Below are 20942 nucleotides of genomic sequence, written 5' to 3' on the forward strand. Positions count from 1 at the left end.
CTGGGCCGGACCACCTGAGTTATTGCCCTGCAATCTTTTTGGCGTAGAAGACGCGGTCGTAACCGTCCTGTTGGCCGCGGGCCGTCTCGATGTACCCATGACGCGGGTAGAACGATTGGTTTTCGGTCATCGCCTGATTGGTGAGGAGTCTGACCTCCGACAACCCGAGTTCGCGAGCGTCGTCCTCGGCACGCGCGAGCAACAGCGCGCCATAACCGCACCCCTGCGCTCCCGGGGCGACTGCGATGGTGTCGAGCAAGAGATGGTCGTCGTGGACCTCGTTGACCACCACTCCGGCGACCTTGCCGTCAGCTTCAATCACCCATACTCGCGACGACGCGACGGCAGTGCGGTAATCGGAACCCATGGGTGCCGGTTGTCTGCCAATCCGAGCGACGTACATCTCGAAGGCTGCGCGCACGATGCGCTCGATGGTCCCTACGTCGGAAAAATCCGCCCGGCGAATCTGAACGTCAGCCAATTCGCGCGATCGACGGTTCACGCGTGCACACCTAGTAAAGACCTTGCGCTCGAAGGTCTTTGAGCATGGCCGTGATCGCCGCGAGGATCTCAGCATCCGGGCTGTGGAAGCGCTTTCCCGTCCGCTCGACGGCAGCGTCGATGCGCTGAAGAAGCGCACGATAGGCGTCACGCGCGGCTTGGGCGTAACCGGCGGCGGCCTCCACCTGAGATGGATCGGAGTACCGCGCGGACAGCGTGGCCAGTTCATGAGTGAGAACCTTGGCCTGCTCCTGCACCTTCGCGATCAGATTTCGCGTGAAGTCGAGATCGGCCACGAACGGCGACTCCACGTCCTCAGCCAGTACTACCTCCAGCACATGATCAATCTGATAGAGCATGTCGATTGTGCTTTCGACAGACCAGATTTGGGCGCGTACCTCCGGCGGCGGAATGGGAATCGTCAACAGTTGGGTCGACACTTCGCCTCGCGCCCATCGCTCCATGTCTCGGGCATGGGCCGCCCAGCGAGCGACCTCGACCTCTGCGCCTTCACGCGCGGCGGCAACCTCGGCCTCGGCGGCTTCCCTCGCGGCGGCCACGTCACCACTTGCTTGCCCACGCGCCGCCGCCACCTCAGCGGCCGTGTCCGAGCGCAACTTCTCCAACTCGCGGCGCACCCGCTGCACGGCTTCCTCGCCCGTAGCTCGCTCTGACGTGCGTTCAGTGCTCCGTTCGACGGCGCGCGCCTCCGCCGCGCGAACCTTCTCCTCGGCTGCCGCCACTTCGGCCGCCGCACCCGCGCGGACGCGTTCGATCTCGGCTTGCAGTTGCTGCACGGTCTGCTCCCCGGCCGCCCGCTCGGTTGTCCGTTCATTGCTTCGCTCGACGGCACGCGCCTCCGCCGCGCGAACCCTCTCCTCGGCAACCGCGATCTCCGCTGCCGCGCCAGCGCGAACCCGCTCGATCTCGGCGTGGGCCTGCTGCAGCGCCTTTTGATCGGCCACCCGCTCTGCCGCCCGTTCGGCGTCTTTGCGCGCGGCCTCGGCCTCCACCACGCGAACCCGCTCGCCCGCCGCGGTGGCAACGCGTGCCGACTCCTCAGCTTCAGCCCGAGCGAGCGAGGCCGCCGCCTCGGCGTCTTGCCGACCCTGATCGGCTACGCGCACCTGTTCCTCGGCCACCCGGCGCAGATGGTCGGCCTCGACGAGCTGCATCGCCAGCGACCGGCGCGGTACGGGTGGCCCATTGCGTTCGCGGTGTTGGGCGAGTTCGCGCTCGCTCATCCCCGCCAACGCGACCGACTCAGCCCGAGGTTGTAGCCCCAACCGCAGGGCGGCCGCGACCGAGTCCGCCGCCGCCCGGCGTGTCAACGTCGCCCAGCGGTCGACGTCGAGGTCCTCGATGTGTTGGCGAGTAGTGGTCATCGGCGACGCCGCCCTCCGCTGCTCTCCGTCACCGTGGCGGAAAGAGCTTCCGCGGAAGGTGTTTCAGCGTCGGGCGTCGGCGTGATTGGTTTCCGGTGCGCCGATGCCGGCTTGACGTCGCGCGTCCCGTCGGGCGGGCGGGCCGTGGCCCCCGCGATATCGGAAACCGGGCCGGCCTGCTGTGCCAGCACAAACAGGAGCTGCTCCTGATACACCGCGACAGCCTTGGCGAGCGTCTCATCGCCGAGTCGCTCGGCATCACGAAGCAGCCCATTCAACAGTTCGAGGGTGACTGCGGGCCCAAGACCCAGGGTGGCGCCCTCGCTCACGGCAGGCTCTATCCCGGCGGTGTCGACCACCCACTGCCACCGCTCCCACGCCAGAGCGTTCTGCGCGTCGTCACGAGCCTGTCCTTGACGGCGTTCCTCCTGATCACGCTGCTGCTCAGACCGTATACGGGCCCGTCGCGAGGTGTAGAGAACAGCAGCCGCTGCGATGACCGCTGCCAGCAGCGCCAAGAGGCCGGCGAAGCCAGGCGAGACCACGAAATCCCGCGCCGGTAGATCTCCCAGAATGCCTGCTGGCGGTAGGTGGTCCACCTAGTCAGTCTCGCACTTGAAGGTCCCCTGTCATGACGGAAATTTGAGTAGTGATCGATGCTCGACGGGGCCGGGCGGATCCCTCGGTACCTTTATTTTCGAATTGGCCACCGACAAGGCTGTCTATCTTCACCAGGTGCTCTGTGAGTTAGCTGGAGTTGGTTGTGATGCCGTCGGACGCCCTGGTAGACATTGCCTCAGTAACTTCCACTGGGAGGAAATTTCACATGTTCAGGACTATTTCGTGTGCAAGAAACCTACTGGTCACAGGGGCGTTGGCGGCGGGCTTGATCGGCTTTGCGGGCGTGGCTTCAGCTGCGACGCCTGATGTGAGTTGCTGGGGCAACATACCGGCAGGATCGGCACATCAACCCTTCTCTCACGGCTCGGCGTCGGATGAAGGTTGCGGAAACCACGACGACACCAGCAAAACGAGCATGGCCGATATCGGCTCACTAGGGTCATACAAGGACAACAACCCCGCCTTCGCGGTCTCACCGTGGACGAAGGCCCCCCATTAAGCGGCCTATCAACGCAGAATCCGAGTAAGTACTCGCAATAGCCACAACTCATCGGTTGGTCCCCATGAGAGTGATCGACCTATCTGATCGCGTTTAGTCGGCGTAGCAAGGGGCATTTGTTCACCGTCAGCGACAACCAACCCCTCGCCAGGACGACGGCTACTTGACGAACACCTGAGAACGCCTGATGTGCTTGGCTCCGCACCATCGGTTATCGTCCATGGAATCAATAGCCACCATGCAGGCCGAGTATCGGAGTTACCTGAGTTGAGCGTCCGAAAGTGCCTGTTTCTTGTAGCCACTTGCCTCGCCGCGACGCTCCTATTCGCGCCGATTGCACCAGCTGAGCCACGGTCTATGATCCGAGGAGCCGACGCTGCCATCGCCAAGGCCGAAAGCCTCGTCGGGACAGACCAATTCGGTATCTACGGATGTGAAGCTTTGGTGGCCCACGCATTCGGGGTGGCGCAGGCTGAATACGGTTGGGACGGCGCTGCCGAGACCATGTATCAGACACTCCTCGAACAAGGGAAGATCCACAAGGACATGAACCCCCCGCGTGGGGCACTGGTCTTCAGCAGAGGGTTCGTCGGCGCCCATATCGACATCGCCCGCGGGGATGGAACCTACGTATCCGGTGGCGTTCAGGGGCTGTCACCGGGATACGGCGACGGGAGCAACATCCAAATACTGCCCACTCCTAGTGTGGGGGACAACAGCTATACCTACCGCGGCTGGAGTCTGGGCTTTCCGAAGGAAGCCCCCGCCGACAACTAACGCGGAGTCAGTGCCTCCGCCAATAACGAAATCCCATCCGCTGAAGAGCTTTCCGTTGTTGATCGCAGATGAATATCGGGTATTGGTTAATGGCTGCAGAACCCGCTACCCCTCAGCTCCTAACACCTCCACCCCGTCAGGGTTGCCGAAGGCGAATGCCGCGACGGTAACCAACGTCAATCAACGCAGCTGAGCCGGTAAGCAGTGCCAGGTGTCACGACCGTGGTTGAGGCACCACCGCCGTGCCCCGTCAGCGGTGGGGAAGCCCGTGGTCGCCACCGTCACCCAGAGGTCGTCGGCACCGAAATCCCAGTCCGCTGACCACAGCACGATCGCACCGTACTGCTGCCGGAGCCGCAGGTGCTCCTGCCAGATGTCGTCGTAGTCCCAGACGATCCCGTCATCGACGGTGCCCGGTCGCTTGGAACTCAACTGCGGCACCCACAGCGTGCCTGCGTTGAGGCCGGTGCGGGTGTCGAGGGTGGCCTGGGTTCGCAGTAGTTGCAGGCTGGAGGGCACCAGCACCGGCACCGGCACCGGCACCGTCGGCGGGGGGACGGCAGTGTCCTGCGTGTCCGGTGGCGCGGCGGTCGGCGTGGATGTCGGCGACGAGCGCTCCGGTGCGGCGGTGACCGTCGTTCTGATGATGGTCGTCGGGGCGGGTATCGGCGGGTCGGTGTTGGGAGTGTTTGTCATCACCACCACCACGACAATCGCCGCGCAGATCATTACCGCCGCCGCCAGGATGGCCATGGCGATCACCGACGAGGAATCCGAGCGGGTCGTCACGATGGCCGTGGGGGCACTCTCGGGACTGAAGGGGTAGTCCTGGTAGTCGTCGTACCTGCTGTACCCGTACTGGGTCTCGGCGTCGGGGTCGACCTCGTCGGGACCGCTGACCATGTCGGGTCGGCTTTCTTCCAGCGGTTCCGATAGGCAGTGCAGATCTTTCGCCGGTGGGGTTGTTCTGCACGGCATCATCAGCCGACGCTGCCCGGTGTACCGATCGGAACCTGCACACCTACCCAGTTGCAAGGCGTCCAAGTACGCCACGCGATCAAAGCGCACTGCTGCTCGGGACTCAGGGACGGCGCACACGGCGGCATCCCCGGCACTCCACACACGGCAGGGTCGGCCGAAGCGGCACCCATAGCCATGCCGTTTCCAACGATGATCGAGGTCGCAGCGGCCCCGGTAATCAGCAATCGTCTCAACATATTCCGGGTTTGTTCAGTCGTTTTCATTGCGGCGCCATCCCAATCATGATTCGCAGCCGATGCCGTCGTTGTCACGGTCCAAGTGCGGTCCGTAATACGGCGAGTCGTACGGAATGTTGTTGTCGCCGTTGGCCCTTGCTTCCGCGCAGTTTCGGTATGGCTGCTGCGCGTTGGCGATAGATGCGTTGGCAATCGATGATGTGCCGGCGACCACGAGGGTGACCAGGAGCAGGCCTCTCGCAACGGTATGAATCATTTTGCTCTCCTGAATTGGTGATGGGTGTAGAGGTAATCCACGCGCTCCGGCGAGCCCGAGAGATCGCGTACGACGCGGATTCAGTACTGAATGCCCGCGCCTCGCGCGGGGGCAGGGCGCTCACCCCGGGAAGACGATCACTCCTGCAGCCATGACTGGTACGCACCCGGACGACAGCACAGCGGTCGCAGCCAGGGCGGCTGTGGTCAGGCTGACCCGCAACCAGGTGGATGCGGCCGTGCGATTTCGCATTGATTTGAACATTGCACTCTCCTTTGTCGACGTAAGTAACCACTTACTTACAGTTGTATCACAACATAGGAGCAACAGCGCGTCAACCCCCACACGCAGGAAATTCTCGATGAGGGGTGCGCAGACAAACGAGCACTGGACGTGGCTGGCGGGCCCAAACTGACGGCGCCTGCTGAAGCACCCCGGGGCATCGAACCCGCACAGAGAACCGAACGCACGGAAGCCAGTGAGTGACGCAGGACTGACTGATCAGCGTGAAGGCGCTTAGGACGTCAGCGAACCTCTTCGGATCACACTGTGCGGCTCAACTTTTCCGCGTAACCCTCACCAATCATTCTGTGCAGATTGACTCAAGCGCTGCCTGCAGTCGAATTGCTCACGGGGGCAGCCACTTTTAGGCGTGCAGCGACCATCTCTGCGATCGCGCGCAAGTATCGATCAGGATCGATACTGGACGGGTGTTCGCCGCCGAAGACGTCGCTCACCAACCAGTAGTGCGCGAGGGCGGCTTGCAGGACGACTGCCAGAGCGTCCCAGTCTTCATCGCCCTGGTTCGGGCCGGCGAGCTCGGCTAACCCTCGCGACAGAACCGACAGCACTACCAAGTGCTCGTCTCGCCGCGCCACCTCCAGCGCATCCTGCGGTGCCGTATTGTCACGCAACAGGATTCGAGTCACGTCGCGGTCGTGATCGAGACGTTGCAAGCCGATCCTGCACAACACCATCAGCCGGTCGACGATGTCGGTGTTGGGTGCGACGAGATCCAGCATCGCGAGCACTGAGAAATCGGGTGAGAGGAACTGTGCCCACTGACCGCGGTCCAGAACTCGGGCTTGCAGGGCCTGGACGAGAAGTTCGTCTTTGGACTTGAAGTGACGGTAGAGCGCGCCCGAGCCCGGTGACAGGCCCGACGCCTTCTCGATCTGGGCGATCGAAGTGCCCGCATACCCCTGCTCACCGAACAAGCGCAGCGCCTCGGCAAGGATCCGATCCCGTGACGACTCAGCCATCACACTCCTATGTAAGTAATTACCTACTTACATCAGAGACTACAGGAACAGCAGGGAGTCGAAAATGCGAGCACAGGTTTATCGCACTAGGCCCCGCCCCGCTCATCAAGCCACTGCCGGCACACAACCCGTTCACTGCCTGACACACCGGTCGAGCAACTTGCCCGAATGCTCGGCGGTCAGCACGTCGGCCGGGTCGAGCGCAATGATGTCGCGGACCGACTCGTCGTATTCCCAGACGTCCTCGCCGACCAGCAGTCCGACGGACAGCCGCGCCAGACCCAAGGGCGCCCGCTACTTTTCTAGGCGAAAGTAAGGTTCAACCGTGCCGCTGAGCTTGACCACCATCGGATTTCCGCGGCGATCCTTGGCGGTGGGGACTTCAACACGCACCCAACCCTCGGCCACGTTGTATTCGTGAACATTTGTTTTCTCGACGCCATTGAAGCGAATACCCACGTCGCGACTGAGCACCTCTTCGCTATAGAAGGCGCTGCGCGGATCGATGGAGAGGTGATTCGGTGGGGCGTCTGTGTTCTGATCCTCGGACATGATGGCTTTCGTTCGAGTGCGGCGTGAGGTTCTGATTCTCTAAGAACCTACGCGACTCTCTAGTACCGCCCGGCGGCTCGTCGTGCCGGTCGCCGGCGCTGGCGGCGCCATTGACCAGCATTCCGACAAGGCCGTCGCCGATCACCATGGACGGGTGCGGATCGGCCCCGGCGCCGCCCAGTCGGAGCGCCTCAGCGCGCCACACGCCCGAGGCGCACGTCCTCAACACCAGAACCTTCCAGGCTTCAAGTACCGCAGCCGTTACGATTTAGGCGACCTAAAACGAGGTTGCCATGACAGATCCGACTGCCAACTACCCGGCAGCGTTCACTGAAACGCACGCGAGGACCGAAACCGGCGAAGCAACGGGACTCCGCACTGGAACATTCAGCTCAGCGTTTGCCGATATCAGCGAATCCGCGGACGTCACGCAGATAGGAGAGATAGAGGTCGGCCAGCGGCTCGACGACTTCGATCTGCTCATCGAACTCGGCAGCGGCGCATTCGCGCGAGTCTTTCTAGCCCGGCAACTTTCGATGCAGCGACTGGTGGCGGTCAAGATATCGGCGAACCGCGGCCACGAACCACAGACCCTCGCTCAGCTGGATCACGATCACATCGTCCGAGTCTTCGACCAGCATGTTCTCCGCGATCGAGACTGGCGGCTGCTGTATATGCAGTATTTGCCCGGCGGGACGCTGCTCGACCTCGGTCGAGTGATTTACGCGGGTGAGCGGCGACCCGACTCCGGTCAGGCGTTGCTTGACGCGGTGGACATCGCACTGGAGTCACGCGGCGAGAGCCGGCCAACCGAATCAATCACTCGCGCCGAGCTGGCGACCCTTTCCTGGCCCGAGACTGTCGCGTGGCTGGGGAAACGACTGGCCGGAGCGTTGCACTATGCGAACTCGAGGGGCGTCCTGCACCGCGACATCAAGCTCGCGAACGTACTGCTCGCACGCGATGGCACCCCCAAACTCGCGGACTTTAACGTCAGCTTCTCCCGCAACGTATCGGGCGCAAGCCCGTTCGACTATTTCGGCGGCTCACTGTCCTACATGTCTCCCGAGCAGCTCACGGCTTGCCGACCGGGACACGTGCTAGAGGCAGCAGACCTCGATACCCGCAGCGACATCTACTCGCTCGCGGTCGTGTTGTGGGAACTCCTGACCGGCCTGAAGCCATTTGACGATTCAGCGGCGCAAGCCGCTCGGGCGGCCTCGGCCGAATTAGTCGGCGACACCACCGCGCTCGATCTGATGATGACTACCCGCGAAAAAGGAATCTCGTCTGCTGCGCTCGACGCGCTCCCCAGTGACTGTCCTACCGCTCTGCGTCGAGTTCTGCTGAAGGCATTGTGTGGCGATCGCGATCAACGCTGGCGCTCTGGCGCTGAATTCGCCGAGCAACTACAGCTGTGCCTAGACCCGCACGCTCGCGACTTGCTGGATCCGCCCGCGCGCAGTTGGCGATTGCGGCTGCGTCCGTTCATTCTGCCGGTTACTGCGCTGGCCATCCTGATTCCCGTGATGCTCGCCGGCGCGTACAACATCCAGCACAATCACCTGCTTATCGTCAGTCATCTTTCCCAGCAGGCTCAGCATCGGTTTGTTCTGGTCACCACGCTGATCAACCTGATTTTCATTCCGCTAGGCGCAGCGGCGGTGGTCTATTTGTGTCGCTACGTCATCCTGGTCCCGCGGCGCCTGCGGCTGGGACCAGCACCGCCCGCAGAAACCTTGGCTCGAGCGCGCCATGACTGTCTCGTCATGGGTGATCGAGTGGTGATAGTCGTGGCCGGTTTGTCGTTGGTGAGCGGGCTTACATTTCCGGTCCTTATGCAATTTTTCGCGGGTGGAATCTCCGCTAGGTATGCGATCCATTTCTTTGGGTCAATCACGGTGTGTGGCGCCATCGCGATCGCGTATCCGTTCTTTTTGCTCACCTTTTACATCGTGCGCAGCGTCTATCCGGAACTGGTCGCACACGGACAGACGAATGTGCAGGAGGCCGAACAGCTACAACGGCTCAGCCGCCGACTGCCGCCTTATTTGGCGGTCGCGGCCTCAGTGCCGTTGCTCGGCATTGTGGCCGTCAGCTTCCTGACCGCCCCCGAGATCGCTGCAGTCGTCGTCCCGATGAGAGTGCTGTGTATTGGGGGCATCGCCGCGTTCGTGCTCGCGTATTGGTTGTCGCGGCAGATCGAATCCGACATTCGCGCGCTTGAGCGGGTGATTCGCAGCCGAGCGCGTTACGAGCTTCCACATTCAATTCGCAATCCGAGACGCTACCGGGACAGGTTCGCAGACTCCCATCTGCGGTCTTACCTTCGGATCACGAGACCGACCCGAAGGTGACGCCGACATCCCCCGAACAAGAACACGCACGGTCTATCTTGGGGTCGTTCAATCTCAAGTGGAGCTAAGGGGATTCGAACCCCTGACCCCCACACTGCCAGTGTGGTGCGCTACCAACTGCGCCATAGCCCCGTGAAGTTGTGCTCATCGAAGTTACACCACCTGCGGTATGCCTTCAAAATCGCAGGTCAGGGCACTTCACCGCCGGCTTCGGGCCCAAGGGGGCGCGCCGGTGTATGACCTGCGGGCGGCACGCCCCGCGTCTCGGGCGCGAACACCCAACCGATCGCCGCCACAAAGAGGACCGCACCGCTGACGGCGAAGGCCCAGCCGAAGGAGGCGTGCTGCGCGATCATGCCGACGATCAGCGACCCCCCGATCGATCCGACGTCGACCATCATCTGAAAGACAGCGACCGGAGTACCGCCGCGCGCCCGGTTTCCGACGATGTCGGCCACGGCGGCCTGCTGCGGGGACACGAAGATGCCCGTCGCTGCGCCCGACACATACGCGGTCACCAGGAAGATCACCAACGATGACGTCACCCCGAGCAGACTCGTCGACACCGCTGCCGCCATCAGCCCGACGATGAGTAACTTGCGTCGCCCGATCCGGTCGGACAGATATCCGCTGGGGATGACCACCGAGACGTTGCCGATCGCGAACGTCGCAAGCGCCAGGCCGGCGATGCCGGTGCTGCGGCCAAGCCCGTCGACCACGAAGAGCGGCACGAGCGCGATCCGCAGTCCGAACGCCGCCCAGCCGGTCGCGAAATTGGACAACAACGCCGCGCGGTAGGCGCTGTTACGCAGCACCTCTCGCAGTGAAACGGCGGGCTCAGCGGCCGCGTCCTCGGCCGCCGCCAACGGGCTGCCCCGCAGGCTGAAGAACACCACCGCGGCCGCGACAAGCAGCGCGAAACCGTAGATCGCAAACGGCGCCGAGAGACCCAGCCCCGCCGTGAGGCTGCCGAGCACCGGGCCGCCGACGGATCCGATGAGAAATCCCGACGAGAACAGGCCCGCGACGCGACCGCGTGCGTCTGGCGGCGAAATCCGGATCATCAGCGCGAGCGACGACACCGAGAACATGGCCGACCCGAGTCCTCCGAGAGACCGGAACAGCAGCAGCTGCCAGTACGTCTGGGCGAATGCGCACACGGCGGTGGACACCGCGACGATCAACAGCCCGTTGATGTAGACCCGGCGCTCCCCCAGACGCTGCACCAGCCAGCCCGCCGGCGTCGCAGACGCCAGCCGCATCACCGCGAAGGCCGTGATCACAAAGGTCGCTGCGCTGATGCTGACCCCGAAGTGGCGGGCATACTGCGGCAACACGGGCGAGACGACCCCGTAGCCGAGCGCCACCACGACGTTGGCGGCGACCAGCAGCCAGACCTCGCGCGGGAGCTTCGGCTTGTCGGCGACTGCCGACGAACAGTCGCCCTCCGCGGTAGAACTCACGCGATGACTTTATTCACCACGTCCTTGGCCGCTTCCTGCACCTCGGCAAGATGCTCCGGCCCGCGGAACGATTCGGCGTAGATCTTGTACACGTCCTCGGTGCCCGACGGACGTGCCGCGAACCACGCGTTCTCCGTCGTCACCTTCAGACCGCCGAGCGGAGCTCCGTTGCCCGGCGCCGTGGTCAGCTTCGCGGTGATCGGCTCACCGGCCAGCTCGGTCGCCGTTACCTCGTCGGCCGACAGCTTGGCCAGCCGAGCCTTCTGCTCACGGTTGGCGGGTGCGTCGATACGGGCATACGTTGGCGCACCGTACTTTTCGGCGAGTTCGTCATATCGCTGCGATGGTGTCGACCCCGTCTTTGCAAGGATCTCCGACGCCAGCAAGGCCATGATGATGCCGTCCTTGTCGGTGGTCCACACCGAACCGTCGCGCCGCAGGAACGACGCCCCGGCGCTTTCCTCGCCACCGAAACCGATGGTGCCGCTGAGTAATCCGTCGACGAACCATTTGAAACCCACCGGCACCTCGACCAGTTTGCGGCCCAATCCGGCGACGACCCGGTCGATGATCGACGAACTGACCGCCGTCTTGCCGACCGCCGTAGACGCAGGCCAGTCGGGCCGGTTGGAGTAGAGGTAGTCGATCGCGACCGCCAGAAAGTGGTTGGGGTTGAGCAGTCCGCCGTCGGGCGTCACGATGCCGTGCCTGTCGGAGTCGGCGTCATTGCCGGTGGCGATCTGAAAGCTCTCGCGGTTGGCGATCAGCGACGCCATCGCGTTGGGAGAACTGCAGTCCATCCGGATCTTGCCGTCGGTGTCCAGCGTCATGAACCGCCACGTCGAGTCGACGAGCGGATTGACCACGGTGAGTTTCAGGCTGTGCCGCTCGGCGATCGCACCCCAGTAGTCGACGCTCGCGCCGCCCAGTGGGTCGGCGCCGATGCGGATCCCCTCGGCACTGATCGCGTGCAGGTCGACGACGTTGGGCAGGTCCGCGATGTACGCGTCAAGGTAGTCATGACGCTCCACCGTCTTCAGCGCGCTGGCCAGCGGTACCCGCTTCACGGCTTTGAGGCCGTCGCGCAGAATCTCGTTCGCCCGCTTGGCGATCACCCCGGTGGCGTCGGTGTCGGCGGGTCCACCGTTGGGCGGGTTGTACTTGAAGCCACCGTCGCGCGGCGGGTTGTGCGAGGGCGTGACCACGATCCCGTCGGCCAGATCGCCGTCGCGGCCGTCGTTGAACGTCAGGATCGCATGGCTGACGGCGGGTGTCGGGGTGTAGCGATCGGCGGAGTCGATCATCGCGACCACATCGTTGGCGGCCAGCACCTCCAGCGCCGACGCCCACGCGGGCTCCGAGAGCGCATGCGTGTCACGGCCGATGAACAGCGGTCCCGACGTGCCCTGCGCGTGCCGGTACTCGCAGATGGCCTGCGTCGTCGCGACGATGTGCGCCTCGTTGAACGCCGCGTCGAGGCTGGACCCTCGGTGGCCGGACGTGCCGAACGCCACCTGCTGATCGACGTTGTCCGGGTCGGGTTCGACGGTGTAGTACGCCGTCACCAGCTGCGCCACATCGATGAGGTCTTCGGGTTGTGCCGGTTGACCGGCGCGGGGATTGGCCATGGTGTCGATTCTGCTCCGGTTCCGCGCCGCGCATCGGCGCGGTGCCAGGAATTCAGGTCGACGGCAACAGTTCGTCGCACCAACTAGGCGGGCAGCGGCGCCTGCTGATCGGTCAGTTCGACGGACCAGATGCCGGCGTCGTACCGCAGCACTTGGTAGGACGCCGTGGGTACGGACACGGCGGGCAGACTGGGAGCGATGCGCGCCAGGAGTGGCCGGATCACCGCGTCGTGGGTCACCACGACAACCGCTTTGTGCTGGGATTCGGCCCAAGCGCCCCACTCGTCGAGAGCAGGCTGACACCGGGTCAGCACGGTCTCCGTCGGCTCGACTCCCGGCGCCGCGTCGACACTGCCCCACTCGGCGATGACCTCTGACTTCAGCTCGCCTGTCCACCGCCCGTAGTCGCGATCGTTGAAACGATCATCGACCTGGTGGGTGATTCCCGCGTGATCGGCGATGGCGGCTGCGGTGCGGACTGCGCGCCGAAGCGGACTCGACACCACGACGGCGGCATCGACCGCCGCCAGTGCAGCCGCGACTGCGAGGGCTTGGCTTTCACCGCGTTCGTTCAGCTCGGGATCGGCGAGACCGCGGAGCCTTCCGTCGGCGTTGAGTGATGTCTCTCCATGACGGACGAGGTAAACATGCTCCATCAGAGCGCCCACACCAGAGCGAATCCGCCCGCGCAGGCAGCCACCGACAACACCAAGGACACAACGGCATTGAGCAACGCGGACGCGCGCCGGCCCTGCTGGACCAGTCGCACGGTTTCGAAACTCGCGGTGCTGAACGTCGTGTATCCGCCGCAGAATCCGGTTCCCAGTACGGTCTGCCAGGCGCTGGATTGGCCGTGGAAGAGCACGGCTCCGGCGAGAACGCCGATAAGGAGCGATCCCGTGACGTTGATGACGACGGTGGCCAACGGAAACGGCGACCGCCACCGCTGTTTCGTCCATGCGTCGAGCAGGAACCGCGTCACGGCGCCGGAGGCTCCCGCGAGGAAGGTGAGGATCGGAATCATGCGCGAGTCCTCGCGCGGTGAACGTGTGAGAAGACCACGATGCCAAGCCACGCGGTGAGTACGCCGCCCACGACGCTGAGCAGGCCGTAACTGATCGCGGTGCCGAGGTGACCGTTCCGGCCCAGCAGCACGATCTCCAGCGCGAAGGCGCTATAGGTGGTGAAGGCCCCACAGAATCCCGTGCCGGCACAGAGGCGGGCGCGCCGGCGCCATCCCGAGTCGTCACCCAGCCGCGCGAGGCTCTCCAACAAGCCGCCCAAGACGAAGGCACCGCTGAGGTTGATCAAGAAGGTCGCCCACGGCCACGAGGCGCCGTCGTGCGGCAGGGCTTTCTCGACGTAATACCGCAGCGCTGTACCAGCGATGCCGCCCGCGAAGATCCACGCCATTGCCGATGGCCGTAGGTGCAGTGGACGTAAGGGTCTCGCCGGAGCGTCGGGATCGGTGAGCAACTCGGCGTGCGGATCGTTGGACACCGCCGGCGGCACAGCGCCGATCACGTCATCGTCATCGTCATCGTCGATGCGGTCGACTCTAACCGCTCGCGCACCGCATATCGTGGCAAACGACCAAAGGTAAGCCTAGCCTCATCTGATATTCCCGTGTACCGTCCGACGCCGTGAAGCCGTCTACTCCCGCAGCGGTGAGCGCTGCTCTCACCGAGATCCTGCGCGAAGACATGAACGTCGATATCAGCCGAGTCACCCCGGACTCCAGATTGATCGATGACGTCGGACTCGACTCCGTGGCATTCGCCGTCGGAATGGTGGCCATCGAGGACAAGATCGGGGTGGCGCTGTCCGAGGAGGACCTGCTCAGCTGTGACACCGTCGGCGACCTCGAAGCGGCGATTATCGCTAAGGTGCCTGCCGCCCAGGCGAACTCGTGAACGAGTTGGCCGCGGCGCTTTCGGCCGCGATGCGGGGGGCGCCGACCAAGTTGGCGGTGCTCGATACCGACCGCGACAAGTGGATTCATCATCCTTGGCCGGAAGTGCACGCCCGGTCTGAGAACGTCGCCGACCGCATCGTCGACGACGGGTCGACAGCCGTCGGCCTCGTCGGCGACCCGACGGTGGAATTCATCGCGGCTATCCCGGGCATCTTCTTCTCGGGTGCGGCAGCGTCCATCCTGCCCGGCCCCATCCGCCGCGCCGATCCTGCGCAATGGGCCAAGACCACCCTGGACCGGTTCCGCGGTATCGGAGTGACAACGGTCTTCAGCCACGGCGAGGAGTTGGAACTGCTACGTGGACAGGACGAAGGAATCGTCGCCCACGATCTCGCCGAGGTCGCCCACATCCAGCGTTCGAGCACGTTCGAGGGACCACGGACCGCCGATGTCGCAATCCTGCAGGGCACGGCCGGATCAACGGGAACGCCACGTACAGCGCAGATTTCGCCAGCGGCCGCGCTGGCCAACTTCCGCGGACTGATGTATCGAGTCAACATCGACGTAAACAGCCGTATGCACAGCTGGCTGCCGATCTACCACGATATGGGGCTGACCTTCCTGCTCACGTCCATGCTGGCGCAGACAGAACTATGGCACGCACCCACCAAAGCGTTCGCAGGCAATCCATTCGGCTGGCTCACGTGGCTCGACGAAAGCAAGGCCACGATGACCGCCGCACCGAACATGGCGTTCAACATCATCGGCAAGTACGCCAGCGGCCTGTCCGACATCAACCTGAGCAACCTTGGCTTCACGCTCAACGGTGGTGAGCCCGTCGACTGTGAGGGTTATGCGCGCTTTTCCAGCGAGATGGCCCGCTTCGGCTTCAACCCGAACTCGCTGGCCCCGTCCTACGGGCTTGCCGAATCTACTTGTGCGGTATCCATTCCCGAGCCCTTCTCCGGCCTCCGGCTCGACGAGGTCACCGTCACCACCGATGCTGGCGAGTCCACTCGACGCTTCGCGGCGCTCGGCCACCCGATCCCCGGTATGGAGATCCGTGTGAACACCGATCAGCCGCACTCGACCGAGGTCATCGGGCGGGACGTCGGCGAGGTCGAGGTCCGTGGCACATCACTGATGGACGGGTACGTCGGCGAGGCGCCGATCGATCGCCAGGCATGGCTGCCCACCGGCGATCTCGGGTACCTCACCGACGACGGATTGGTCATCTGCGGCCGTGCGAAGGAACTCATCACCGTGGCGGGACGCAACGTGTTCCCCACCGAGATCGAGCGCATCGCCGGCCAAATCGACGGTGTTCGCGACGGGTGCGTGGTGGCGGTCGGCACGGGTGAGGCGACCGCGCGGCCCAGACTCGTCATCGCCGCCGAGTTCAAGGGTGACGACGAAAGCGCGGCACGCAGCGCTGTGGTCGCGCGCGTTGCATCGGAATGCGGTGTGGTGCCCGCCGACGTCGTGTTCATGAAACCCGGTGCGCTGCCGCGGACGTCGTCGGGCAAGCTGCGCCGGTTGGAGGTCAAGCGCAACCTGGAGGGGGCCAGCCGATGACATTAGCCGCCGATGTTTCAGCGGGACCTTCGGCGGAGGATTTCAGCGAGCTGCTCGACCGTGTCTTCGACGACCGAGTCACGAAATGGACGGCGGAGGCCGAAGAGACCGAGCGCTTCCCCCGTGAGCTCATCGAATACCTGGGCGAGTCAGGTGTTTTCGCTGCCAAATGGCCGCCGGGTCAGCAGCAGTCCGACGTCACGAAGGTCATCGCACTGGCCCGAAAGCTCGGCGTGTTGGGATCGGCGGGCATCGGCGTCGGGGTGGGGCTGCACGACGCGGCGATCGCGATCCTGCGCCGTTTCGGCAAGTCGGATTACCTTCGCAATATCGCCGAGCAGGCCATCCGCGGCGAAACCGTGTTGTGCATCGGCGCCTCCGAGCAGTCCGGTGGATCCGACCTGCAAATCGTCGGCACCGAGGTCCGCTCCGTACGTGACGGCTTCGAGGTCAAGGGCGTCAAGAAGTTCGTCTCGCTGTCCCCCATCGCCGACCACGTGATGACGGTGGCCCGCAACGTCGACCACGATCCGAACAGCAAGCACGGAAGCGTGGTCGTCATCGCCGTCCCGTTGGCGCAGTGTGAAATCCAGACGCCGTATCGCAAGCTCGGCGCCGGACCGCTCGACACCGCCGCTGTGCACATCGGCACCTGGGTGCCTGCAGACGCTCTGGTCGCCCGCGCGGGCATCGGCCTGGCAGCGATCTCCTGGGGACTGGCGCAGGAGCGGGTGTCGGTGGCAGGCCTGGTGTCGACGAACGCGCAGCGCATCATAGGAATCACACTGGCGCGCATGATGACTCGTCGACAGTTCGGCCATACCCTGTTTGAGCATCAGGCGCTGCGGCTGCGCATCGCCGACCTGCAGGCGCGCGTCGACATGTTGCGGTACGCGCTGGACGGCATCGCCGCGACCGGCAAGCTGGACCTGCGCACCGCCGCGGCCATGAAGGTCAACGCGGCCCGCCTCGGCGAAGAGGTGGTCAACGAATGCATGCACATCTTCGGCGGCTCGGGTTACCTGGTGGACGAGACGCCGCTCGGCAGGTGGTGGCGGGACATGAAGCTGGCGCGTGTGGGTGGCGGAACCGATGAAGTGCTGTGGGAGTTGGTCGCCGCGGGGATGAAGCCGGACCACGACGGTTACGCCGAGTTCAACCAGCTCCCCTAGTTCTTCAGTCAGCTACCGAGCTGGGCCCACGCGAAGCTGGGGAACTCAGAGTTCCATGTTTCGTCGCCGTGTCGGGTGTTTTTGTGTCTGCTCGCGAAGACGAGTTGATGTCAGATCTCATCAGCAGGCGAACGGTGCAGCGCGTAAAGCGCCATTCGCCGATTGGACATGTCATGCTCGCCGAGGAACACACCCCCGGCGTACTCGCAGACCGCCCGCGCCCCGGAATTGCGGTGGTCCGGGTCGAACATGATTCGACGGCAACGAGGTTCGAGCTCGAAGATGTTGGCGACCAAGCGGGGCAACATGATCGGCGCGATCCCCCGGTTGACGAACCGCATATCCGCGATCGCCGCGTGCACACCGATGTCGTACGGATCGGCGTCATAGCGCGGGGCGATGGAGTCTTTTGCCGCCCGATAGAGCTCAACGTAGACGAACGGCTGGCCGCGGAAGCTGCCGATGAACGGGCGTGAGTACTCGCCGTCCAGTTGGGCCTGCAGGTGGCGCCGCCACCTCTGCGGCGACCAGTCGTATTCCCATGCCTCGACGAGGTGCGGGCGGTTCATCCACTCCGACACCATCTCCGCATCGCCTGCCGCGTCGGCGAGCCGCACGCTGTAGGGCTCGCCCAGCACCGGCGTCGGCGGCGCGGCCACCGCGCGTACCTCGTCGGATATCGAAGTCAGCTCGCGCGGCAAGACGGGTGATGGAGCCTCGTCAATGTCGGTCATCGCCCGCCGAGCCTACCTGAGCAACTGAGGGTAGGTTTACCTACCTCGAAGTGCCCGCCCCGATGCCGACTGCGTGCAGTCCCAGTCGCATCGGGCGATGGTCCCACGCTGTAGGCACACCCGTCACGATCAATCGAATAATTCGTCGATTGCCTTCTGCTCCAAGTCAATCCATCGGGCCACGTGCTCACGGACGCGAGCGACCTCATCTTCGTCGAGGTGGTGGGCGGCGTCCGGCGTGATACGGCAGATGTCCATGGGTCCGCCGACGCTCGGCGACGATGTGTCCAGCGCGTCGAGGACTCTCAGGGCAGCCACGACGCCGTGGTCGACGCTGCGCTTAGTCATCTGGAAGTGCGCGAGCAGGGCGTAGGCCTGCTGGGCCATCGGTGATCCACTGCCCACCGCCTGTAAGCCTGTTTCCTCGTGGTGCCCGATCAAGCCGTGCGGATCGATGTCGACGATGAACGGTTTACCGTCGCTATAGCCGGCGGCCAGAACGTACGTCGAGGGTGTCGCGCCGGGCTTGCCGCCGGGGACCTCGGCGATGAAGCTGCTGTAGTGCTGCTCGAGCACCGGCACGACTCGTTGCTGCAGCGCATGTCCGACGTCCGGCGCTTCGACGATCCCGTCCGCCTCGGCGTTGAAGATCTGCTCGAGGTCGAACAGCACCGCCCGGGAGCCGCTGCCACCCCAGGCGGCGTGCTTGCCCAGCGGGTGAAGCTTCTGGGCCGGATAGCTCACGCCGCGGACGGGATCGGTGATCTGCGAATCCGATGCCATCACCAATCCGTCGGCACAACGCAGGGCGAGGACGACCGTCACAACTCAGGTGTTACCCACATCGGGCGGTCGTCTCACGCCGCGATCAGCAGCACTCCGGCGACAAGCAGCGCGACGACCTTGACGGACTCCAGACCGACGTAGACCCAGTGCGCTCGCGAGCGAGGAACCTCAGCCCCGGCGAGCGTGGCTTCGGATCGTCGCGTCAGCGCAGGCCGCACCGCGAGCACCTGGGTCAGCAGGACGACCACGGCGACACCCGCGGCGATCCCGGCCGCGGTGGTGGGCGGCCGGACGACGAAGCACACCACCGTCGCCGCCGCGAGCACCGTTTCGCAGACATTGAGGGCACGAAACACGAGGCGGCCGATTCCCAGTCCGATCGGCAGCGTCACACCTGGCGCACGGAACTTCAATGGGGCCTCGAGGAACGAGATCGCCAGCACCATCCCCAGCCAGACGAACACGGCTGCGGTTGCGACGGCGGATGCTGCGCTCACGGGCGAGAGCTTATGACAGCAGGTGCCGCGATCGGGTTGGACGTCCGGCGGCGCGGTGCCATCGTGGAGCGATGGACGTCGATCGGGTCGCGGAACTCAAGCGGTGGCAGGACTCCGGCGCCGTGTGGGAAGTGATCTCACGTCGCGGCGGCATCCTGACCGTCGCTCTGTTGCGTTGTGACGGCGGCGAAGAGATGGACCGGTTCACGTCCGACGACGTCAAACTGCGGGACTTCATCGGCGACCGGCGAAACAGCCGGGAGTAGGACAAACGACAGATCGCCCCGCCCAGGAGGACGGGGCGACCGTGAGCGGTCGATCAGAACGGGGCTGCTCTGAACCCTCCGTTCCACTGAACGCCCCACGCGTTCACCTCACTGTTCCATTCCACTGGAAGCCATGGTGCCCAGTACGGCGGCGGCGGTGCGGGTGGCGCCCAGACCGGCACGACGTAGTTGCGATGACCAGGTGGTGGAAGGCCGTTCTGTCCCGGCGGCAACGGGTTGCCCGGTCCACCGACATTCACGCCGGGACCAGGAACCGGCCAGGGTGGCGGGCCAGGGATTTTCGGACCGGCGCTGGCGACACCCGACCCGATCCCCAGGGCGGCGCCAGCCAACGCGCCAGCACAAATCGTTGTGACCACGCGCTTCTTGACATTCATTTGGGTCGACTCCTTCGATAGCGGCATGCGGCATGCTCGTCATTTTCGACCCCCGACTTGTGACGGCTACCCGTGGGCAGGCGCGGGCTAAACCCCTGCTCGACGCACCAATTCGACGTACGCCGCGGCCGCCGCGTCGACACCCTCTCGGTCATCGGTGGCCACCAGGTCGAGCAGTAGACCCCGCGCGACGGCCAGACCGAGGCGCATCATCGCGGGATCGACCGTGCGGGCCGCCGCATCGTCGAGCCACGAGTGCACGGCACCCGGCAGCAGCCGGGCGAAGGGCTGCTCGCCCTGGACACCGCGCGCGTAGCACTCGAAGAACAACCGCTCGAACGGGCGTAGCTCGTGCCGCCGCAGGTTGGCCCACATCGCCGCGATCGCGTCCGCCGGGTCCTCCGGCAGCTCGTGCAGCAGCGCGATCTGGCGCCGTTCGACCTCGTCGACGATGGCCACGAGGAGTTCGTCGCGCGAGCCGAAATGATGAAGCAGCATGCGGTGGCTGGTGTCGACGGCCCCCGCCACGTCGCGTAGCGAGCGATCACCGATGCCCCGTAGGGCGAACTCCTCGACCAGCGCGTCAAGCAGTGCCTGGCGCCGCTGGAGGTCAGGAGGCCGGGCCATGCGGTTGGTAGAGGTGCTCGCTTCGCGTCTTGAGGCCGGCGGCCTCGAGGTTCAGGTAGCGCTGCGTCATCGACCGCATGGCGAGGCCGACCAGGACGCCGACAACACCCCGCTGGTCGATCCACTGACGCACCCGGGTCTGGCCCTCCGCGATGGTGGTGACGTCGTGGCTGGCAAGCGTCACACCGCCCGGCGAGCGCTGGACCCAGGTCCACGATTTACCGGGTTCCACTTCGGTGACCACCCACACCAGCTTCGGCATGCGCGGCTGTTTGATCTCGAACCGCTTGCCCACCGCAATGCCTGGGCCGTCGAGGGCAACCAGGGTCGTGACCGACTCTGTCCATTCGGGCCAGCGCTCGACGTCGCTGAACACGTCCCAGACGACAGAGGCCGGTGCGTCGATGTCGACGCCACTCTCGGTAATCATGTACCAGACGGTACATGAATTAGG

The 20942-nt window shown here is 64.6% G+C and carries 24 protein-coding genes and 1 tRNA gene; 6 read left to right on the top strand and 19 right to left on the bottom strand.

Features of this window, described 5'->3' with window-relative positions:
• Positions 1-19: 19 nt before the first annotated feature.
• Genes AB4Z42_RS07545 through AB4Z42_RS07555 form a run of 3 tightly spaced genes read right to left on the bottom strand, consistent with a single transcriptional unit; the run spans position 20 to position 2485 of the window.
• Entirely contained in the window at positions 20-502 is a 483-nt protein-coding gene (locus tag AB4Z42_RS07545) for a GNAT family N-acetyltransferase (RefSeq protein WP_442008505.1), read from the bottom strand.
• A 10-nt stretch (positions 503-512) separates the two neighbouring features.
• A complete protein-coding gene (locus tag AB4Z42_RS07550) occupies positions 513-1886 on the bottom strand; it encodes a hypothetical protein (protein WP_442008506.1) in 1374 nt (457 codons plus the stop codon).
• Positions 1883-2485, bottom strand: coding sequence for a hypothetical protein (locus AB4Z42_RS07555; protein WP_442008507.1), 603 nt, complete (start codon positions 2483-2485; stop codon positions 1883-1885). Before AB4Z42_RS07555 ends, AB4Z42_RS07550 begins: the two co-directional genes overlap by 4 nt.
• Positions 2486-3363: 878 nt before the next feature.
• Here AB4Z42_RS07555 and AB4Z42_RS07560 point away from each other — a divergent pair.
• A complete protein-coding gene (locus tag AB4Z42_RS07560; RefSeq protein WP_442008508.1) occupies positions 3364-3783 on the top strand; it encodes a hypothetical protein in 420 nt (139 codons plus the stop codon).
• Positions 3784-3963: 180 nt separating this feature from the next.
• Here AB4Z42_RS07560 and AB4Z42_RS07565 read toward each other — a convergent pair whose 3' ends face one another.
• From AB4Z42_RS07565 to AB4Z42_RS07585, 5 genes are all read right to left on the bottom strand, one after another.
• On the bottom strand, positions 3964-4686 hold the full coding sequence (locus AB4Z42_RS07565; RefSeq protein ID WP_442008509.1) for a hypothetical protein: 723 nt from the start codon (positions 4684-4686) through the stop codon (positions 3964-3966).
• Positions 4687-5043: 357 nt separating this feature from the next.
• The gene (locus tag AB4Z42_RS07570; RefSeq protein WP_442008510.1) at positions 5044-5256 is read right to left on the bottom strand and encodes an excalibur calcium-binding domain-containing protein; all 213 of its coding nucleotides are present in this window, start codon (positions 5254-5256) and stop codon (positions 5044-5046) included.
• A 602-nt stretch (positions 5257-5858) separates the two neighbouring features.
• The gene (locus tag AB4Z42_RS07575) at positions 5859-6518 is read right to left on the bottom strand and encodes a TetR/AcrR family transcriptional regulator (protein WP_442008511.1); all 660 of its coding nucleotides are present in this window, start codon (positions 6516-6518) and stop codon (positions 5859-5861) included.
• A gap of 132 nt (positions 6519-6650) precedes the next feature.
• On the bottom strand, positions 6651-6803 hold the full coding sequence (locus AB4Z42_RS07580; protein ID WP_442008512.1) for a hypothetical protein: 153 nt from the start codon (positions 6801-6803) through the stop codon (positions 6651-6653).
• A gap of 9 nt (positions 6804-6812) precedes the next feature.
• Positions 6813-7070 (bottom strand): DUF3297 family protein, encoded by a 258-nt coding sequence (locus tag AB4Z42_RS07585; RefSeq protein ID WP_442008513.1) that lies wholly within the window; start codon positions 7068-7070, stop codon positions 6813-6815.
• A 293-nt stretch (positions 7071-7363) separates the two neighbouring features.
• Between AB4Z42_RS07585 and AB4Z42_RS07590 the strand changes: the two genes are divergently transcribed.
• A complete protein-coding gene (locus tag AB4Z42_RS07590; RefSeq protein ID WP_442008514.1) occupies positions 7364-9427 on the top strand; it encodes a serine/threonine-protein kinase in 2064 nt (687 codons plus the stop codon).
• 59 nt (positions 9428-9486) lie between these two features.
• Here AB4Z42_RS07590 and AB4Z42_RS07595 read toward each other — a convergent pair.
• The 6 genes from AB4Z42_RS07595 to crcB (AB4Z42_RS07620) all read right to left on the bottom strand — a co-directional run bounded on the left by AB4Z42_RS07595 (position 9487) and on the right by crcB (AB4Z42_RS07620) (position 14039).
• Positions 9487-9559: transfer RNA gene (locus tag AB4Z42_RS07595), tRNA-Ala, on the bottom strand.
• 56 nt (positions 9560-9615) lie between these two features.
• On the bottom strand, positions 9616-10890 hold the full coding sequence (locus AB4Z42_RS07600) for an MFS transporter (protein WP_442008515.1): 1275 nt from the start codon (positions 10888-10890) through the stop codon (positions 9616-9618).
• On the bottom strand, positions 10887-12518 hold the full coding sequence (gene pgm / locus AB4Z42_RS07605; protein ID WP_442008516.1) for a phosphoglucomutase (alpha-D-glucose-1,6-bisphosphate-dependent): 1632 nt from the start codon (positions 12516-12518) through the stop codon (positions 10887-10889). The genes AB4Z42_RS07600 and pgm overlap by 4 nt, the downstream gene beginning before the upstream one ends.
• Positions 12519-12601: 83 nt before the next feature.
• Complete coding sequence (locus AB4Z42_RS07610; RefSeq protein WP_442008517.1) at positions 12602-13174, bottom strand: histidine phosphatase family protein; 573 nt, start codon at positions 13172-13174, stop codon at positions 12602-12604.
• On the bottom strand, positions 13174-13542 hold the full coding sequence (gene crcB, locus AB4Z42_RS07615) for a fluoride efflux transporter CrcB (RefSeq protein WP_442008518.1): 369 nt from the start codon (positions 13540-13542) through the stop codon (positions 13174-13176). Before crcB (AB4Z42_RS07615) ends, AB4Z42_RS07610 begins: the two co-directional genes overlap by 1 nt.
• On the bottom strand, positions 13539-14039 hold the full coding sequence (gene crcB / locus AB4Z42_RS07620; protein ID WP_442008874.1) for a fluoride efflux transporter CrcB: 501 nt from the start codon (positions 14037-14039) through the stop codon (positions 13539-13541). The genes crcB (AB4Z42_RS07615) and crcB (AB4Z42_RS07620) overlap by 4 nt, the downstream gene beginning before the upstream one ends.
• A 122-nt stretch (positions 14040-14161) precedes the next feature.
• On the opposite strand from crcB (AB4Z42_RS07620), the gene AB4Z42_RS07625 reads away from it, so the two are divergent.
• The 3 genes from AB4Z42_RS07625 to mbtN are packed head-to-tail and all read left to right on the top strand — an operon-like array spanning position 14162 to position 17180.
• Positions 14162-14431, top strand: coding sequence for an acyl carrier protein (locus AB4Z42_RS07625; RefSeq protein ID WP_442008519.1), 270 nt, complete (start codon positions 14162-14164; stop codon positions 14429-14431).
• Between the two features lie 5 nt (positions 14432-14436).
• Positions 14437-16008, top strand: coding sequence for a long-chain-fatty acid--ACP ligase MbtM (mbtM, locus tag AB4Z42_RS07630; RefSeq protein ID WP_442008875.1), 1572 nt, complete (start codon positions 14437-14439; stop codon positions 16006-16008).
• Complete coding sequence (gene mbtN, locus AB4Z42_RS07635; protein ID WP_442008520.1) at positions 16005-17180, top strand: mycobactin biosynthesis acyl-ACP dehydrogenase MbtN; 1176 nt, start codon at positions 16005-16007, stop codon at positions 17178-17180. Before mbtM ends, mbtN begins: the two co-directional genes overlap by 4 nt.
• Positions 17181-17290: 110 nt before the next feature.
• On the opposite strand, the gene AB4Z42_RS07640 is transcribed toward mbtN, so the two are convergent.
• The 3 genes from AB4Z42_RS07640 to AB4Z42_RS07650 all read right to left on the bottom strand — a co-directional run bounded on the left by AB4Z42_RS07640 (position 17291) and on the right by AB4Z42_RS07650 (position 19146).
• The gene (locus AB4Z42_RS07640; protein ID WP_442008521.1) at positions 17291-17914 is read right to left on the bottom strand and encodes a GNAT family N-acetyltransferase; all 624 of its coding nucleotides are present in this window, start codon (positions 17912-17914) and stop codon (positions 17291-17293) included.
• 129 nt (positions 17915-18043) lie between these two features.
• The gene (locus tag AB4Z42_RS07645; protein WP_442008522.1) at positions 18044-18739 is read right to left on the bottom strand and encodes a proteasome protein; all 696 of its coding nucleotides are present in this window, start codon (positions 18737-18739) and stop codon (positions 18044-18046) included.
• 32 nt (positions 18740-18771) lie between these two features.
• Positions 18772-19146, bottom strand: coding sequence for a hypothetical protein (locus AB4Z42_RS07650; RefSeq protein WP_442008876.1), 375 nt, complete (start codon positions 19144-19146; stop codon positions 18772-18774).
• 122 nt (positions 19147-19268) lie between these two features.
• Here AB4Z42_RS07650 and AB4Z42_RS07655 point away from each other — a divergent pair, with 122 nt between their 5' ends.
• Positions 19269-19463, top strand: a complete 195-nt coding sequence (locus AB4Z42_RS07655) for a hypothetical protein (RefSeq protein ID WP_442008523.1) — start codon at positions 19269-19271, stop codon at positions 19461-19463.
• A gap of 485 nt (positions 19464-19948) precedes the next feature.
• Here AB4Z42_RS07655 and AB4Z42_RS07660 read toward each other — a convergent pair whose 3' ends face one another.
• Together AB4Z42_RS07660 and AB4Z42_RS07665 are read right to left on the bottom strand one after the other, a co-directional pair.
• Positions 19949-20488: a TetR/AcrR family transcriptional regulator gene (locus AB4Z42_RS07660; RefSeq protein WP_442008524.1), complete on the bottom strand. Its 540-nt coding sequence runs from the start codon at positions 20486-20488 to the stop codon at positions 19949-19951.
• Entirely contained in the window at positions 20472-20918 is a 447-nt protein-coding gene (locus tag AB4Z42_RS07665) for an SRPBCC family protein (RefSeq protein ID WP_442008525.1), read from the bottom strand. The genes AB4Z42_RS07660 and AB4Z42_RS07665 overlap by 17 nt, the downstream gene beginning before the upstream one ends.
• Positions 20919-20942: the final 24 nt, after the last annotated feature.

The sequence above is a fragment of the Mycobacterium sp. 2YAF39 genome (genome assembly GCF_052114565.1).
GTDB lineage: Bacteria > Actinomycetota > Actinomycetes > Mycobacteriales > Mycobacteriaceae > Mycobacterium.

Excerpts from the sequence above, each read along its gene's own strand:
- AB4Z42_RS07590 (WP_442008514.1), top strand. The coding sequence starts at position 7,364 with ATGACAGATCCGACTGCCAACTACCCGGCAGCGTTCACTGAAACGCAC.
- crcB (WP_442008518.1), bottom strand. The coding sequence starts at position 13,542 with ATGATTCCGATCCTCACCTTCCTCGCGGGAGCCTCCGGCGCCGTGACG.
- AB4Z42_RS07660 (WP_442008524.1), bottom strand. The coding sequence starts at position 20,488 with ATGGCCCGGCCTCCTGACCTCCAGCGGCGCCAGGCACTGCTTGACGCG.
- AB4Z42_RS07565 (WP_442008509.1), bottom strand. The coding sequence starts at position 4,686 with ATGGTCAGCGGTCCCGACGAGGTCGACCCCGACGCCGAGACCCAGTAC.
- AB4Z42_RS07585 (WP_442008513.1), bottom strand. The coding sequence starts at position 7,070 with ATGTCCGAGGATCAGAACACAGACGCCCCACCGAATCACCTCTCCATC.
- pgm (WP_442008516.1), bottom strand. The coding sequence starts at position 12,518 with ATGGCCAATCCCCGCGCCGGTCAACCGGCACAACCCGAAGACCTCATC.
- AB4Z42_RS07550 (WP_442008506.1), bottom strand. The coding sequence starts at position 1,886 with ATGACCACTACTCGCCAACACATCGAGGACCTCGACGTCGACCGCTGG.
- AB4Z42_RS07560 (WP_442008508.1), top strand. The coding sequence starts at position 3,364 with ATGATCCGAGGAGCCGACGCTGCCATCGCCAAGGCCGAAAGCCTCGTC.
- AB4Z42_RS07665 (WP_442008525.1), bottom strand. The coding sequence starts at position 20,918 with ATGATTACCGAGAGTGGCGTCGACATCGACGCACCGGCCTCTGTCGTC.
- AB4Z42_RS07610 (WP_442008517.1), bottom strand. The coding sequence starts at position 13,174 with ATGGAGCATGTTTACCTCGTCCGTCATGGAGAGACATCACTCAACGCC.
- mbtN (WP_442008520.1), top strand. The coding sequence starts at position 16,005 with ATGACATTAGCCGCCGATGTTTCAGCGGGACCTTCGGCGGAGGATTTC.
- AB4Z42_RS07650 (WP_442008876.1), bottom strand. The coding sequence starts at position 19,146 with ATGGTGCTGGCGATCTCGTTCCTCGAGGCCCCATTGAAGTTCCGTGCG.
- AB4Z42_RS07575 (WP_442008511.1), bottom strand. The coding sequence starts at position 6,518 with ATGGCTGAGTCGTCACGGGATCGGATCCTTGCCGAGGCGCTGCGCTTG.
- AB4Z42_RS07570 (WP_442008510.1), bottom strand. The coding sequence starts at position 5,256 with ATGATTCATACCGTTGCGAGAGGCCTGCTCCTGGTCACCCTCGTGGTC.
- AB4Z42_RS07655 (WP_442008523.1), top strand. The coding sequence starts at position 19,269 with ATGGACGTCGATCGGGTCGCGGAACTCAAGCGGTGGCAGGACTCCGGC.
- AB4Z42_RS07640 (WP_442008521.1), bottom strand. The coding sequence starts at position 17,914 with ATGACCGACATTGACGAGGCTCCATCACCCGTCTTGCCGCGCGAGCTG.